The organism is Streptomyces sp. SLBN-118 (genome assembly GCF_006715635.1).
Classification (GTDB): Bacteria; Actinomycetota; Actinomycetes; order Streptomycetales; family Streptomycetaceae; genus Streptomyces.
The window spans coordinates 2,197,378-2,212,340 of record NZ_VFNP01000001.1 but is presented as its reverse complement, the minus strand read 5'-3'; the positions used below and the strand labels follow the sequence as shown (position 1 = coordinate 2,212,340).

Sequence of the window (14,963 nt, the reverse complement as noted above, 5' to 3'; positions counted from 1 at the left end):
CGGGGGCCCGGCAGGAAACCCCATGTGGCAGGCCCGAGCCAACATGCTCCGGCCTTGTGAGCGAAGCGCACGGTAGAGTCCGGCTGCGTGCACCTCAAGGCCATGACCCTTCGCGGGTTCAAATCCTTCGCGTCCGCCACGACGCTGCGCTTCGAGCCGGGCATCACCTGCGTCGTGGGGCCCAACGGTTCGGGCAAGTCCAACGTGGTGGACGCGCTCTCCTGGGTCATGGGGGAGCAGGGGGCCAAGTCGCTGCGCGGCGGCAAGATGGAGGACGTCATCTTCGCCGGGACGACCGGGCGGCCCCCGCTGGGCCGCGCCGAGGTCTCCCTCACCATCGACAACTCCGACGGCGCGCTCCCCATCGACTACGCCGAAGTCACCATTACGCGGATCATGTTCCGCAACGGCGGCAGCGAGTACCAGCTCAACGGCGACACCTGCCGGCTCCTGGACATCCAGGAACTGCTGTCCGACTCCGGCATCGGTCGCGAGATGCACGTCATCGTCGGCCAGGGCCAGCTCGACTCCGTACTGCACGCCGACCCGACGGGACGCAGGGCCTTCATCGAGGAGGCCGCGGGTGTCCTCAAGCACCGCAAGCGCAAGGAGAAGGCGCTGCGGAAGCTGGACGCGATGCAGGCCAACCTCGCACGCGTACAGGATCTGACCGACGAGCTGCGCCGCCAGCTCAAGCCGCTGGGGCGGCAGGCAGCCGTTGCCCGGCGGGCCGCCGTCATCCAGGCCGATCTGCGCGACGCCCGGCTGCGGCTGCTCGCGGACGATCTCGTACGGCTGCGGGAGGCGCTGCGCAGTGAGATCGCCGACGAGGCCGCGCTGAAGGAACGCAAGGACGCGGCCGAGGCGGAGCTCAAGGCGGCGCTGACGCGCGAGGCGGAGCTGGAGGACGAGGTACGGCGCCTCGCGCCACGGCTGCAGCAGGCACAGCAGAGCTGGTACGAGCTCTCCCAGCTGGCCGAGCGGGTGCGCGGCACGATCTCGCTGGCCGACGCACGGGTCAAGAGCGCGAGCGCTGCGCCCGCGGACGAGCGGCGTGGACGCGATCCGGAGGACATGGAGCGCGAGGCCGCCAGGATCCGTGAGCAGGAGGCGGAGCTGGAGGCCGCGCTGGAGGCGGCCGAGCGCGCCCTGGAGGACACCGTCGCGCACCGCGCCGAGCTTGAGCGGGAGCTGACGGTCGAGGAGCGGCGGCTCAAGGACGTCGCCCGGGCGATCGCCGACCGGCGCGAGGGCCTTGCCCGGCTGGGCGGTCAGGTCAACGCGGCACGCAGCAGGGCCGCCTCGGCACAGGCCGAGATCGACCGGCTGGCCGCCGCACGCGACGAGGCCCAGGAGCGGGCCGTCGCAGCACAAGAGGAGTACGAGCAGCTCAAGGCCGAGGTCGACGGTCTCGACGCCGGGGACTCCGCGCTCGGCGAGCAGCACGACGCTGCACGGCGGGAGCTGGCAGAGGCGGAAGCCGCGCTCGGCTCGGCCCGTGAGGCGCTCACCGCCGCCGAACGCGAGCGCGCCGCCGTCGCCGCCCGCCGCGAAGCGCTCGCCCTGGGTCTGCGCCGCAAGGACGGCACGGGTGCGCTGCTCGCCGCGAAGGACCGGCTGAGCGGATTGCTGGGCCCGGCCTCCCAGCTGCTGACGGTGGCCACCGGATACGAGGTTCCGGTGGCGGCGGCGCTCGGCGCTGCCGCGGACGCCGTGGCCGTGTCGACCCCGGCGACGGCAGCCGAAGCGCTGCGGCTGCTGCGCAAGTCCGACGCGGGACGCGCCGCGATACTGCTGAGTGGCGCGCCCGAGTCCCCGGCGCCCGAGCGGCGCCCCGACCCTTCGCCGTTCGCGGCCGATCTGGTGCGCGGGCCCGACGAGCTGATGCCCGCCGTGCGCAGACTGCTCCGAGGCATCGTCGTCGTCGGGACGCTGGAGGATGCCGAGCATCTGGTCTATGCGCGGCCCGAGTTCACCGCCGTGACCGCCGAGGGCGACGTCCTCGGCGCGCACTTCGCGCAGGGCGGCTCCGCCGGTGCGCCGAGCCTGCTTGAGGTGCAGGCCTCCGTCGACGAGGCCGCCGCCGAGCTGGAGGAGCTGGCCGTCCGGTGCGAGGAACTGGCCGCCGCCCAGCAGCAGGCCGCTGATCGCCGGCGTGAATGCGCCGCCCTGGTGGAGGAGCTGGGGGAGCGCCGCCGGGCCGCCGACCGCGAGAAGTCCGCGGTGTCGGGGCAGCTCGGGCGGCTCGCCGGGCAGGCGCGCGGCGCAGCGGGCGAGGCCGAGCGGACGTCTGCGGCCGCGGCCCGGGCGCAGGAAGCGCTGGAGCGCGCCCGTGAGGAGGCCGAGGAGCTGGCCGAGCGGCTGCTGGTCGCCGAGGAGGCTCCTGTCGAGGAGGAGCCCGACACGCATGTACGGGACCGGCTCGCGGCCGACGGAGCCAACGCCCGCCAGACCGAGATGGAGGCCCGCCTCCAGGTTCGTACGCACGAGGAGCGTGTCAAGGGGCTCGCGGGACGGGCGGATGCGCTCGACCGGGGAGCGCGCGCCGAGCGCGAGGCACGGGCGCGGGCCGAACAGCGGCGCGCCCGGCTGCGCCACGAGGCCGAGGTCGCCTCCGCGGTGGCGAGCGGCGCCCGTCAGCTGCTCGCCCATGTCGAGGTCTCCCTCGTGCGGGCCGAGGCGGAACGGGTGGCCGCCGAGGCGGCCAAGGCCGAGCGTGAACAGGATCTCGGCGCCGCCCGCAGCCAGGGGCGTGACCTCAAGGGCGAACTCGACAAGCTGACCGACTCGGTGCACCGCGGCGAGGTGCTCGGGGCCGAGAAGCGACTGCGGATCGAGCAGTTGGAGACCAGAGCTCTTGAGGAGCTCGGCGTGGAACCGGCCGGGCTGATCGCGGAGTACGGGCCCGACCAGCTGGTGCCGCCCTCACCGCCCGCCGAGGGCGAGGAACTGCCACAGGACCCCGAGCACCCGCGGAACCTGCCGAAACCTTTCGCACGCGGTGAGCAGGAGAAGCGCCTCAAGTCCGCGGAACGGGCCTACCAGCAGCTCGGGAAGGTGAATCCGCTTGCGCTGGAGGAGTTCTCGGCACTGGAGGAGCGCCACAAGTTCCTCTCCGAGCAGCTGGAAGACCTGAAGAAGACCAGGGCCGACCTCCTTCAGGTGATCAAGGAGGTCGACGAGCGCGTCGAGCAGGTCTTCACCGAGGCGTACCGGGACACCGCGCGCGAGTTCGAGGGCGTCTTCTCGCGGCTCTTCCCCGGCGGTGAGGGACGGCTGATTCTGACGGATCCCGACAACATGCTCACCACGGGTGTGGATGTCGAGGCCCGGCCGCCCGGCAAGAAGGTGAAAAGGCTCTCGCTGCTCTCGGGCGGTGAGCGGTCGCTGACGGCGGTGGCGCTGCTGGTGTCGATCTTCAAGGCGCGGCCGAGCCCGTTCTATGTCATGGACGAGGTCGAGGCGGCGCTCGACGACACCAACCTCCAGCGGCTGATCCGGATCATGCAGGAGCTCCAGGAGTCCTCGCAGCTGATCGTGATCACGCACCAGAAGCGGACGATGGAGGTCGCCGACGCGCTGTACGGCGTGTCCATGCAGGGCGACGGGGTCTCCAAGGTCATCAGCCAACGCCTTCGTTGACGCTTCTCCGCACTCTGAACACATCTTCAACACTTGAACGAAAAGCTAGGGAGCTGCGTCGTGAATCCGGCTTGTTCCGCCTCTTGACTTCGAAACGTGAACGAATAGTCTCTGCTGCGTTGCATTTACCTTCAAGTGGTGGGCGGCGGCTTGTTGTACGCCGCTTGAAGGGCTCGCCCCCCACGCCCGGCGACGCTGCCGGACGCCCGAGGAGTACACGTGACCAGCACCGCGCAGCACCCCCCTGTACCGGGGGCCCGTGAGGCACATCCCGACCACCTCGGCCATGTCATCTTCATCACGGCCGCCGCCGCGATGGGCGGTTTCCTCTTCGGCTACGACAGCTCCGTCATCAACGGTGCCGTCGAGGCCATACGTGACCGCTACGACATCGGTTCCGGCACGCTCGCCCAGGTCATCGCGATCGCCCTGATCGGCTGCGCCATCGGCGCCGCCACAGCCGGCCGGATCGCCGACCGCATCGGCCGCATCCGCTGTATGCAGATAGCCGCCACGCTCTTCACCATCAGCGCGGTCGGCTCCGCCGTGCCCTTCGCCCTCTGGGACCTCGCCATCTGGCGGATCATCGGCGGCTTCGCCATCGGCATGGCATCGGTCATCGGCCCGGCCTATATCGCCGAGGTGTCCCCGCCCGCCTACCGCGGCCGGCTGGCCTCCTTCCAGCAGGCGGCGATCGTCATCGGCATCGCCGTCTCCCAGCTGGTGAACTACGGCATCCTGCAGCTTGCCGACGGTGAGCAGCGCGGCGAGATCGGCGGGCTCGAGGCCTGGCAGTGGATGCTCGGCGTCATGGTCGTGCCCGCGGTGCTCTACGGACTGCTGTCCTTCGCGATCCCCGAGTCGCCCCGCTTCCTGATCTCCGTCGGCAGGGCGGACCGGGCGAAGGAGGTCCTCGGCGAGGTCGAGGGCCACGGCGTCGACCTGTACGCCCGTGTCGCCGAGATCGACCAGGCGATGCGCAGCGAGCACAAGTCGACCTTCAAGGACCTGCTGGGCAGCCGCTTCGGCTTCCTGCCCATCGTCTGGGTCGGCATCGGACTCTCGGTCTTCCAGCAGCTCGTCGGTATCAACGTCGCGTTCTACTACTCCTCGACGCTGTGGCAGTCCGTCGGCATCGACCCGACCGACTCGTTCCTCTACTCCTTCACCACCTCGATCATCAACATCATCGGCACCGTGATCGCGATGGTGTTCGTGGACAGGATCGGCCGGCGTCCGCTCGCCCTCGTCGGCTCCGCCGGTATGGCGATCGCGCTGGCCTTTGAGGCCTGGGCCTTCTCCGCCGATCTCGTCGACGGCAAGCTGCCCACCACCCAGGGTGTCGTGGCCCTGGTCGCCGCCCATGTCTTCGTGCTCTTCTTCGCCCTGTCCTGGGGTGTTGTGGTCTGGGTGTTCCTGGGCGAGATGTTCCCCAACCGGATCCGTGCCGCGGCACTCGGCGTTGCGGCCTCCGCCCAGTGGATCGCCAACTGGGCCATCACCGCGAGCTTCCCGAGCCTGTCGGACTGGAATCTCTCGGCCACGTATGTCATCTACACAGTCTTCGCCGTGCTCTCGATCCCCTTCGTGCTCAGGTACGTCAAGGAGACGAAGGGCAAGGCGTTGGAGGAGATGGGCTAATCCCCGCTGCCCCTCTCCTCGTCACGGAACTGCCCCGGCTCAACCAGTGAGCCGGGGCAGTACGTGTTCGCACAGCAGCTGCAGGCTGCGCCAGCCCTCGTCCACCGGCATCCCGCCGCACAGCGGATGCAGTACAAGGCTCTCCCCGCCCAGCGCCACGCACTCGTCCGGTGTCACGATCCGGTACACACCCTCGGCGCGGAGCTCCTCGACGGTGGTGGCCGTGGACTTCACCGCCGAACGGATGTCCTTGGACTGCCACGAGGCGTACATCCGAGCCTCGTGGAGGAAGTGCTTCCCGTACTCGGCCCAGGTGCGGTCGGGGTCGTCGGAGAGATGCAGGAGCGGCGTCTTCTCGGCGGGCATCATCGTCCAGCCCTCGGTGCCGTATTCGGCGAGCCTGTCCTGGTAGTACGACTCCAGCTCCGGCAGATGCGCGCTCGGGAAGAACGGCAGTCCGAGGCGGGCGGCGCGGCGGGCCGCCGCCTGCGACGAGCCGCCGACGAGCAGCAGGGGGTGCGGCTGGGTGTACGGGCGCGGGGTGACCCGTACCGTACGGCCCTCGTAGGTGAAGGGCTCGCCCGTCCACGCCTTGAGGAGGGTCTCCAGGAGCAGGTCCTGGATCTTGCCGCGCCGGCCCCAGTCGACGCCGTGGGCCTCGTACTCCTCGGGCCGGTATCCGATGCCCGCGACCGTGACCAGACGTCCCCTGCCGATCAGGTCGAGCACGGCGATGTCCTCGGCCAGCCGCAACGGGTCGTACAGCGGACCGATGATCGCGGAGACGGTGACCGCGATACGGCGGGTGGAGCCGAGGACGGCGCCGGCGAAGACGAAGGGGGAGGGCAGCCAGTTGTTCCCGGCGCCGTGGTGCTCCTCGGTCTGGATCGTGTCGATGCCGCGGTCGTCGGCGTACGCGGCCATCTCCAGGGCGGCGCGATAGCGGGCCGCAAGGGTTTCGGGTGTCGCGTCGGGATCGACGAGATTGAAGCGGGCCACCGTGAAAGCCATGGGAACGTCCCCCTCCGCAGCGTATGAGCACGGCGAGGAGGGACGGTAGCTGACGTCGTGTCAGATTGATAGAGGGGCGGACCCGGTTCCGCCACTGCCGTGGAGGGTGGCCGGCCGGCCCGGTCGGAAGGGCTGCGTGCCCGGCCGGGGGAGCAAACGGCCATCTGCGAGGTCACGCATACTGGACGGGTTATGGAAATCCTCATCCTTGCTGTAGTCATCGCCCTGGTCGCGGTCGGCGCGATCAGCGGGCTCGTGGTCAGCAGCCGCAAGAAGAAGAAGCAGCTGCCGCCCTCGGCACCGTCGAGCACGCCGACCATCACTGCCCCGCCCGCCGAGCCTCAGGTCGGTGAGGACGCCGCCCCGACGGTCGAGGAGCCGCGCCGCACGATCGAGGAGGTCGACCTCCCCGACACCACAGGAGCCACGGCTCCGGTCGTCGTCGAGGAGCCCCTCGCCCCCGAGATCGAGATCCCCGAGCCGACCGCGGGCCGGCTGGTCCGCCTACGCGCGCGTCTCGCCCGCTCCCAGAACTCCCTCGGCAAGGGGCTGCTCACACTCCTGTCGCGCGAGCACCTCGACGAGGAGACCTGGGAGGAGATCGAGGACACCCTGCTCACGGCGGACGTCGGCGTCGCGCCGACCCAGGAGCTGGTCGAGCGGCTGCGCGAGCGGGTGAAGGTGCTCGGCACGCGTACGCCCGACGAGCTGCGCGGGCTGCTGCGCGAGGAGCTGCTGCACCTCCTCGGCACCGACTTCGACCGTGCGGTAAAGACCGAGAGCGGTCTTGACACCCCGGGCGTCGTCATGGTTGTCGGTGTCAACGGCACCGGAAAGACCACCACGACCGGAAAGCTGGCGCGGGTGCTCGTCGCGGACGGCCGCTCGGTCGTACTCGGAGCGGCGGACACCTTCCGTGCGGCTGCCGCGGACCAGCTCCAGACCTGGGGCGAGCGGGTCGGCGCGCGCACCGTGCGCGGCCCCGAGGGCGGCGACCCGGCGTCGATCGCGTTCGACGCGGTCAAGGAGGGCATCGCCGAGGGCGCGGACATCGTACTGATCGACACCGCGGGCCGGCTGCACACCAAGACGGGCCTGATGGACGAGCTCGGCAAGGTCAAGCGCGTCGTCGAGAAACATGGCCCGCTGGACGAGATCCTGCTGGTCCTGGACGCGACGACCGGACAGAACGGCCTGGTGCAGGCGCGGGTCTTCGCAGAGGTCGTGGACATCACCGGCATCGTGCTGACCAAGCTGGACGGCACGGCCAAGGGCGGCATCGTGGTGGCGGTCCAGCGCGAGCTGGGCGTCCCGGTGAAGCTGGTGGGTCTGGGCGAGGGGCCCGACGACCTGGCGCCGTTCGAGCCGGAGGCGTTCGTGGACGCACTGATCGGCGAGTAGATCGCGCCCAGGCTTTGCCCCGGGGCCCGGCGGGCGACCTTCGGCCGCATCCAGCCGCTCGGGGGTCCCGCCGCGAAGTCCGGGGGATATTGAGGAGCGGGGTCCCGGGCGAAGCCGCCGCTTCAGGAACGGTGGCAGACGTACGCCAGCGTCCCCAGCAGCAGCCGCGCCTCCGGCGGCGCCGCCGCCGTGTCCAGCGACGGCGGGCGCAGCCAGCTGACCGGGCCAAGGCCGGCGTGGTCCGACGGCGGGGCCGTGATGTGCGCGCCGGGGCCCAGGCAGTGCAGGTCCAGGTCCGCGTCGTCCCAGCCCATCCGGTAGAGCAGTTGCGGGAGTTCGTCGGCCGCGCCCGGCGCGACGAAGAACTGGCAGCGGCCGTCCGGCGTGGCCGTCACCGGGCCGAGCGGCAGGCCCATCCGCTCCAGGCGCACCAGCGCCCGCCGGCCCGCCGGGGCGGCGACGTCCAGGATGTCGAAGGTGCGGCCGACCGGCAGCAGGAGCGCCGCGCCGGGTACCTCGGCCCATGCCGTGGTGACCTCGTCCACCGTGGCGCCTGCGGGGACCTCGGGGGCGAAGCCGAGTGGATGGGCCCCCGGGGACGGGCAGTCGCCCGCCCCGCAGGAACACTCGCCGGAAGCCGTTCGCGCCCCCGGCGCCACGTCCCAGCCCCACAGTCCCGTGTACTCCGCCACGACGGTGCACTCCGCGGTGCGGGCACGGCGCCGTGAGCCGGGCCTGATCTCCCTGATCCCCCGGCTGCCGCCGATCGTGAAGCCCATGCCCCCTCCAACGGGTCGAATCGCCGGTGGTTACCACCTGAAGTCTGCTCGTTACACTGCGTCGCAATCCGTGAAGGTCCGGCGGCGCATTGTGGCAGGAGGGGTGGCGCGGCCCGGGTCGCGCGCCTGCGCGCGCACCGCTCCGCCGACTCCTGATCGTCGTGTGTCAAGTGAATCGCGCCTGGCGGCAGGTGAGTTCATTCGAAGGGGTGGCGAATGGTGGCGTTTCTGGAATCGCCCTCGCTGGACGGGTGATCGTGGGGCTACGTTCAGTACACGAGCCCTGGAGTTCTGCACATCCGTGGGTATGCCGGAGGCAACTCGGTTTCCCACTCGATGGGGTGCAACCTCCACCGGAGAGCCTCAACTCACGGCATTCTGGTAAGGGTTCGGGCGACACAGCGTTTCAGCGGATGGGGGCAATCCAGTGGCGGGCACCGGCGCAGGCGGTACGAATACCGGCAAGCGCCCGAACGAGCAGTTGAGTTCGTGGTTCGTGCGCAGCGGTTGGTCGAAGGGCGAGCTGGCGCGCCAAGTGAACCGCCGGGCGCGCCAGATGGGCGCACACCACATCAGCACGGACACCTCACGGGTGCGCCGCTGGCTCGACGGGGAACAGCCGCGCGAGCCGATCCCCCGCATTCTCTCCGAGCTGTTCTCCGAGCGCTTCGGGTGCGTGGTCGCCATCGAGGACATCGGTCTGCGCACGGCGCACCAGTCACCGTCGGTGTCCGGGGTCGACCTGCCGTGGGCCGGCCCGCAGACCGTCGCCCTCCTCGGTGAGTTCTCCCGCAGCGATCTGATGCTGGCGCGGCGCGGCTTCCTCGGCACCTCACTCGCCCTGGCCGCGGGCCCCGCCCTCGTCGAGCCCATGCAGCGCTGGCTGGTGGCCTCACCGCCCGGCGAGCCGGCAGCGCAGCCGGCCGCAGCGCGCAGGTCCTCACGGCTGTCAAAGCCCGAGCTCGACCTGCTGGAGTCCACCACGGCGATGTTCCGCCAGTGGGACGCACAGTGCGGCGGCGGACTGCGCCGCAAGGCCGTGGTGGGCCAACTGCACGAGGTCACCGACCTGTTGCAGGAGCCGCAGCCCGAAGGCACGGCCCAGCGCCTGTTCACATGCGCGGCCGAGCTCGCCGAGCTGGCCGGCTGGATGAGTTACGACGTCGGCCTGCAGCCCACCGCGCAGAAGTACTTCGTGCTCGCGCTGCACGCCGCCAAGGAGGCGGCCGACAAGCCTCTCGGCTCGTACATCCTGTCCTCCATGAGCCGCCAGATGATCCACCTGGGGCGGCCGGACGACGCCCTGGAGCTCATTCATCTCGCGCAGTACGGCAGCCGCGACTGCGCCACCCCGCGCACCCAGGCGATGCTGTATGCGATGGAGGCCCGCGCTTACGCCAATATGGGCCAGCCCAGCAAGTGCAAGCGAGCCGTCCGGATGGCCGAGGACACCTTCGCCGACGCTGGTATGGACGGCGAGCCGGAGCCGGACTGGATCCGCTTCTTCTCCGAGGCCGAGCTCAATGCCGAGAACGCCCACTCGTACCGTGATCTGGCCTATGTGGCAGGCCGCAGCCCCACGTACGCCTCGCTCGCCGAGCCGATAATGCAGCGCGCCGTGGAGCTCTTCGGCCAGGACCAGGAGCACCAGCGGTCGTACGCGCTGAACCTGATCGGTATGGCCACCGTTCATCTGCTCAAGAGGGAGCCCGAACAGTCGACTGCCCTGGCCGGGGAGGCGCTGAAGGTCGCCAAGCGGGTCCGCTCCGAGCGGGTCAACACCCGGCTGCGCAAGACCGTCGACAGCGCGGCCCGGGACTTCGGTGACGTGGCCGAGGTCGTCCACCTCACCGACCAGCTCACCTCCCAGCTGCCCGAGACCGCGGAAGCGGTCTGAGAGGCCGCTCCTTCAAGGCCCCGGCCGCGACGCTCACCCCGAACAGTCCGACTCGGCTCCCCCGCCGCAGGTCATCCGGGTGACGTCGCGGCCGGTTCAGCGAGGCGGCCTGCGAGCCGTTATTCCTCAGGCCCGCGACGTGCGCAGAGGGTACTCCCGTTACGTACTCGTGACCCCGCAGTTCATGGCGGTGTAACACGCCGGACCTCTTCGTCACTGCGGCGAAACATCGTGCGGCATCGACCGAAACGGCATTGCGCCAACCTCAGGGCGAATAACCGGCCCGCCCTTCCGCTCAGGCTTCGCCCGCACGCGGCCGCACCGACGACGAGGAGACGCCGATGCCAACAGGCATCTCGACGCTTGCAGCAGACACCCCGACGCTGTCTGCAGCCAACACCGGCTTCATGCTCATCTGCTCCGCCCTGGTGATGATCATGACTCCGGGCCTGGCCTTCTTCTATGGAGGCATGGTCCGGGTCAAGTCCACCCTGAACATGCTGATGATGAGCTTCATCAGCCTCGGGATCGTCACGATCCTTTGGGTGCTGTACGGATTCAGCGCCGCATTCGGCACCGACAAGGGTGGCCTCATCGGCTGGACCTCCGACTACGTCGGACTGAGTGGCCTCGGCCTCACCCAGCTGTGGGACGGCTACACCATCCCGGTGTACGTCTTCGCCGTCTTCCAGCTGATGTTCGCGATCATCACGCCCGCGCTGATAAGCGGTGCGCTCGCCGACCGCGTCAAGTTCACCGCCTGGGCGCTGTTCATCACGCTCTGGGTCACCGTCGTGTACTTCCCGGTCGCGCACTGGGTGTGGGGCGCGGGCGGCTGGCTCTTCGAGCTCGGCGTCATCGACTTCGCCGGCGGTACCGCCGTCCACATCAACGCCGGAGCCGCGGCCCTCGGCGTGATCCTGGTCATCGGCAAGCGTGTGGGCTTCAAGAAGGACCCGATGCGGCCGCACAGCCTGCCGCTGGTGATGCTCGGCGCCGGTCTGCTGTGGTTCGGCTGGTTCGGCTTCAACGCCGGATCGTGGCTGGGCAACGACGACGGCGTCGGCGCGGTGATGTTCGTCAACACCCAGGTCGCCACGGCCGCCGCGATGCTCGCCTGGCTCGCGTACGAGAAGATCCGCCACGGTGCGTTCACCACGCTCGGTGCCGCCTCCGGCGCGGTCGCCGGCCTGGTCGCCATCACCCCGTCCGGCGGATCCTGCTCGCCGCTCGGCGCGATCGCGATCGGTGTCATCGCCGGTGTGCTGTGCGCCATGGCGGTCGGCCTGAAGTTCAAGCTCGGCTACGACGACTCCCTGGACGTCGTCGGTGTCCACCTCGTCGGCGGTGTCGCCGGCTCCCTGCTCGTCGGCTTCTTCGCCACCGGTGGCGTCCAGTCCGACGCCAAGGGCCTCTTCTACGGCGGCGGCCTCGACCAGCTCGGCAAGCAGGCCATCGGTGTCGGCGCGGTGCTGGCCTACTCTCTGGTGGCATCGGCGATCCTCGCCTTCATCCTCGACAAGACCATCGGTATGCGGGTGGACGAGGACGTCGAGGTCTCCGGAATCGACCAGGACGAGCACGCCGAGACGGCGTACGACTTCAGCGGTGCGGGCGGCGGCGCCGGCTCCCGCAAGGCCGTGCCCACGCCGGCCGAAACCGTGGCAGCTGCTGAGAACAAGAAGGTGGACGCATGAAGCTCATCACCGCAGTCGTGAAGCCACACCGGCTGGACGAGATCAAGGAGGCCCTGCAGGCCTTCGGCGTCCAGGGCCTCACCGTCACGGAAGCCAGTGGTTACGGCCGCCAGCGCGGTCACACCGAGGTCTACCGGGGCGCGGAGTACACCGTCGACCTGGTGCCGAAGATCCGTATCGAGGTACTGGTCGAGGACGACGACGCCGAACAGCTCATCGACGTGGTCGTCAAGGCGGCCCGCACCGGCAAGATCGGCGACGGCAAGGTCTGGAGCGTCCCGGTCGACACGGCCGTACGGGTACGAACCGGCGAGCGCGGCCCCGACGCGCTCTGAGTCGCGACCGCTTTACAGAATCAGGAGCTACTGGGTGACGAGCGTGGAAGTGACCACCGAAGCGGAAGACTCGGGACCCAGCGGCTATGCGGCGGCCCGGCTGCGCCTTCTCAACGAGAAGGAGCAGTCCGGGCCGCCGCGCCGTGCTGCCCTGGCCAGGCTGACCGACGAGTGGCTGTCCGCGCTGTTCACCACCGCCTGTCTGGAGACGAAGGTGCGGGGCGCGGCGCTCGTCGCCGTCGGCGGCTACGGACGCGGGGAGCTGTCGCCGCGCAGCGACCTCGATCTGCTCCTGCTGCACGACGGGAGCGCCCAAGCGGGCGCTCTCGCCGCGCTCGCGGACCGGATCTGGTACCCGGTGTGGGACCTGGGGCTCGCCCTCGACCATTCCGTACGCACCCCCGGCGAGGCCCGCAAGACCGCGGGGGAGGACCTGAAGGTGCAGCTGGGGCTCCTGGACGCGCGCCCGGTCGCGGGCGATCCGGGTCTGGTCGCCGGGCTGCGCACTGCCGTACTGGCCGACTGGCGCAACCAGGCCCCCAAGCGGCTGCCCGAACTCGACGAGCTCTGCCGGGAACGGGCCGAGCGCCAGGGGGAGCTGCAGTTCCTGCTGGAGCCCGACCTGAAGGAGGCGCGGGGCGGGTTGCGTGACGCCACCGCACTGCGTGCCGTCGCCGCATCCTGGCTCGCCGACGCGCCGCGCGAAGGGCTCGCCGAGGCGCGGCGGACGCTCCTGGACGCCCGCGACGCGCTGCATCTGACGACCGGGCGGGCCACCGACCGCCTCGCCCTCCAGGAGCAGGACCAGGTCGCCGCCGAGCTGGGGCTGCTGGACGCCGACGCGCTGCTGCGCCAGGTGTACGAGGCCGCGCGCACCGTCTCGTACGCCACCGATGTCACCTGGCGCGAGGTGAACCGGGTGCTCAGGTCGCGGGCCGTACGACCCCGGTTGCGCGCCATGCTCAGCGGTGGCCGTGGACAGCAGCCCGAGCGCAGCCCGCTCGCCGAAGGCGTCGTCGAGCAGGACGGTGAGGTGGTGCTCGCGCGCACCGCCAAGCCCGAGCGCGACCCCGTGCTACCGCTGCGAGCCGCCGCCGCGGCCGCGCAGTCGGGTCTGCCGATCTCCCTGCACGCGGTCCGCCGCCTCGCCGCCACCACCAAGCCGCTGCCCGTGCCCTGGCCCGCCGAGGCGCGCGAGGAACTGGTCACTCTGCTGGGCGCGGGGGAGTCGACGATCGGTGTGTGGGAGGCGCTGGAGGCCGAGGGCCTGATCACCCGGCTGCTGCCCGACTGGGAGCGTGTACGGTGCCGCCCGCAGCGCAACGCCGTGCACACCTGGACCGTCGACCGGCATCTCGTCGAGGCCGCGGTCAAGGCCTCGTCGCTGACCCGCCGCGTCGGCCGCCCCGACCTGCTGCTGATCGCCGCCCTGCTGCACGACATCGGCAAGGGCTGGCCCGGCGACCACTCGGTGGCCGGCGAGACCATCGCGCGGGACGTCGCCACCCGGATCGGATTCGACCGCGCGGACGTGGCCGTCATCGCCACACTCGTACGCCACCACCTGCTGCTGATCGAAACGGCCACCCGGCGCGATCTGGACGATCCCGCGACGGTCGCCTCCGTCGCCGACGTCGTGGGTTCGGTGAGCACCCTGGAGCTGCTGCACGCCCTCACCGAGGCCGACGCGCTCGCCACCGGGCCCGCGGCCTGGTCGTCCTGGCGCGGCTCGCTCGTGACGGACCTGGTCAACCGCGTGGCGGCGGTCCTCGCGGGCAACGCCCCCGCCGAGCCGGAGCCCGCCGAACCCAGCGCCGAACAGGAACGCCTCGCCATCGAGGCGCTGCGGACCGGCGAACCCGTACTCTCGCTGCACGCGCAACCCGAGGCGCCCGGCGGGGACGAGCCCGGACCGGTCGGCGTCGAGCTGCTGATCGCGCTGCCCGACCAGCCGGGCGTCCTGCCCGCCGCGGCCGGAGTGCTCGCCCTGCACCGGCTGACCGTGCGCGCCGCCGATCTGCGCTCCATCGAGCTGCCCAGCGAACTGGGTGGACCCGCCGGCGTACTGCTGCTGAGCTGGCGCGTCGCCGCGGAGTACGGCTCCCTGCCGCAGGCCGCCCGGCTGCGCAGCGATCTGGTCCGGGCCCTGGACGGCTCGCTCGACATCCCGGCCAGGCTCGCCGAGCGTGAGGCCGCCTACCCGCGCCGCCGTGGAGCTCAGGCCCCGCCACCGCTGGTAACGGTCGCCGCGGCCGGTTCGAGCCTGGCCACGGTCATCGAGGTCCGCGCCCAGGACGCCCCGGGTCTGCTGCACCGGATCGGCCGGGCACTGGAGGACGAGGCGGTACGGGTGCGCAGCGCCCATGTCTCCACCCTCGGCTCGAACGCTGTTGACGCCTTCTATGTGACCGATGCCGAGGGGGCGCCACTGCCCGCCGAGGAGGCGGCCAGAACCGCCAGTGCCCTGGAAGCGCTGCTGCGCGGCTGATGTGAGACCCCCCACGGGGCAGACCCCACCTCGCGCGGCCGGATACCCTGGGGGACACTGTCCGCCCGCCCC

Annotated in this window: 9 protein-coding genes; 7 read left to right on the top strand and 2 right to left on the bottom strand. The window is 70.8% G+C overall.

Annotated features, from left to right (window positions below):
- Positions 1–87 precede the first annotated feature (87 nt).
- A complete protein-coding gene (gene smc / locus FBY35_RS09860; RefSeq protein ID WP_142213424.1) occupies positions 88–3,642 on the top strand; it encodes a chromosome segregation protein SMC in 3,555 nt (1,184 codons plus the stop codon).
- A 219-nt stretch (positions 3,643–3,861) separates the two neighbouring features.
- Positions 3,862–5,283: a sugar porter family MFS transporter gene (locus FBY35_RS09855; RefSeq protein WP_142213423.1), complete on the top strand. Its 1,422-nt coding sequence runs from the start codon at positions 3,862–3,864 to the stop codon at positions 5,281–5,283.
- Positions 5,284–5,322: 39 nt separating this feature from the next.
- Here the strand turns inward: FBY35_RS09855 and FBY35_RS09850 are convergent, their stop codons facing one another.
- On the bottom strand, positions 5,323–6,294 hold the full coding sequence (locus tag FBY35_RS09850; protein ID WP_142213422.1) for an LLM class flavin-dependent oxidoreductase: 972 nt from the start codon (positions 6,292–6,294) through the stop codon (positions 5,323–5,325).
- Positions 6,295–6,486: 192 nt separating this feature from the next.
- Between FBY35_RS09850 and ftsY the strand changes: the two genes are divergently transcribed.
- Complete coding sequence (gene ftsY, locus FBY35_RS09845) at positions 6,487–7,695, top strand: signal recognition particle-docking protein FtsY (RefSeq protein ID WP_142213421.1); 1,209 nt, start codon at positions 6,487–6,489, stop codon at positions 7,693–7,695.
- A gap of 122 nt (positions 7,696–7,817) precedes the next feature.
- On the opposite strand, the gene FBY35_RS09840 is transcribed toward ftsY, so the two are convergent.
- Positions 7,818–8,474: a bifunctional DNA primase/polymerase gene (locus tag FBY35_RS09840; protein WP_142213420.1), complete on the bottom strand. Its 657-nt coding sequence runs from the start codon at positions 8,472–8,474 to the stop codon at positions 7,818–7,820.
- 427 nt (positions 8,475–8,901) lie between these two features.
- Here FBY35_RS09840 and FBY35_RS09835 point away from each other — a divergent pair, with 427 nt between their 5' ends.
- The 4 genes from FBY35_RS09835 (at position 8,902) to FBY35_RS09820 (ending at position 14,891) form a co-directional block, all read left to right on the top strand.
- Entirely contained in the window at positions 8,902–10,371 is a 1,470-nt protein-coding gene (locus FBY35_RS09835) for a hypothetical protein (RefSeq protein ID WP_142213419.1), read from the top strand.
- Positions 10,372–10,712: 341 nt separating this feature from the next.
- Positions 10,713–12,068 carry an ammonium transporter gene (locus tag FBY35_RS09830; RefSeq protein ID WP_142213418.1) on the top strand — a complete coding sequence of 452 codons (1,356 nt, stop codon included), beginning with the start codon at positions 10,713–10,715 and terminating at the stop codon, positions 12,066–12,068.
- Positions 12,065–12,403: a P-II family nitrogen regulator gene (locus tag FBY35_RS09825; protein ID WP_084904268.1), complete on the top strand. Its 339-nt coding sequence runs from the start codon at positions 12,065–12,067 to the stop codon at positions 12,401–12,403. Before FBY35_RS09830 ends, FBY35_RS09825 begins: the two co-directional genes overlap by 4 nt.
- A 34-nt stretch (positions 12,404–12,437) precedes the next feature.
- Positions 12,438–14,891 carry a [protein-PII] uridylyltransferase gene (locus FBY35_RS09820; protein WP_142213417.1) on the top strand — a complete coding sequence of 818 codons (2,454 nt, stop codon included), beginning with the start codon at positions 12,438–12,440 and terminating at the stop codon, positions 14,889–14,891.
- Positions 14,892–14,963: the final 72 nt, after the last annotated feature.

What these genes read in the sequence shown, in the direction of transcription:
- FBY35_RS09850 (WP_142213422.1), bottom strand. Translation starts at nt 6,294, where the DNA reads ATGGCTTTCACGGTGGCCCGCTTCAATCTCGTCGATCCCGACGCGACA.
- ftsY (WP_142213421.1), top strand. Translation starts at nt 6,487, where the DNA reads ATGGAAATCCTCATCCTTGCTGTAGTCATCGCCCTGGTCGCGGTCGGC.
- FBY35_RS09840 (WP_142213420.1), bottom strand. Translation starts at nt 8,474, where the DNA reads ATGGGCTTCACGATCGGCGGCAGCCGGGGGATCAGGGAGATCAGGCCC.
- FBY35_RS09830 (WP_142213418.1), top strand. Translation starts at nt 10,713, where the DNA reads ATGCCAACAGGCATCTCGACGCTTGCAGCAGACACCCCGACGCTGTCT.
- FBY35_RS09825 (WP_084904268.1), top strand. Translation starts at nt 12,065, where the DNA reads ATGAAGCTCATCACCGCAGTCGTGAAGCCACACCGGCTGGACGAGATC.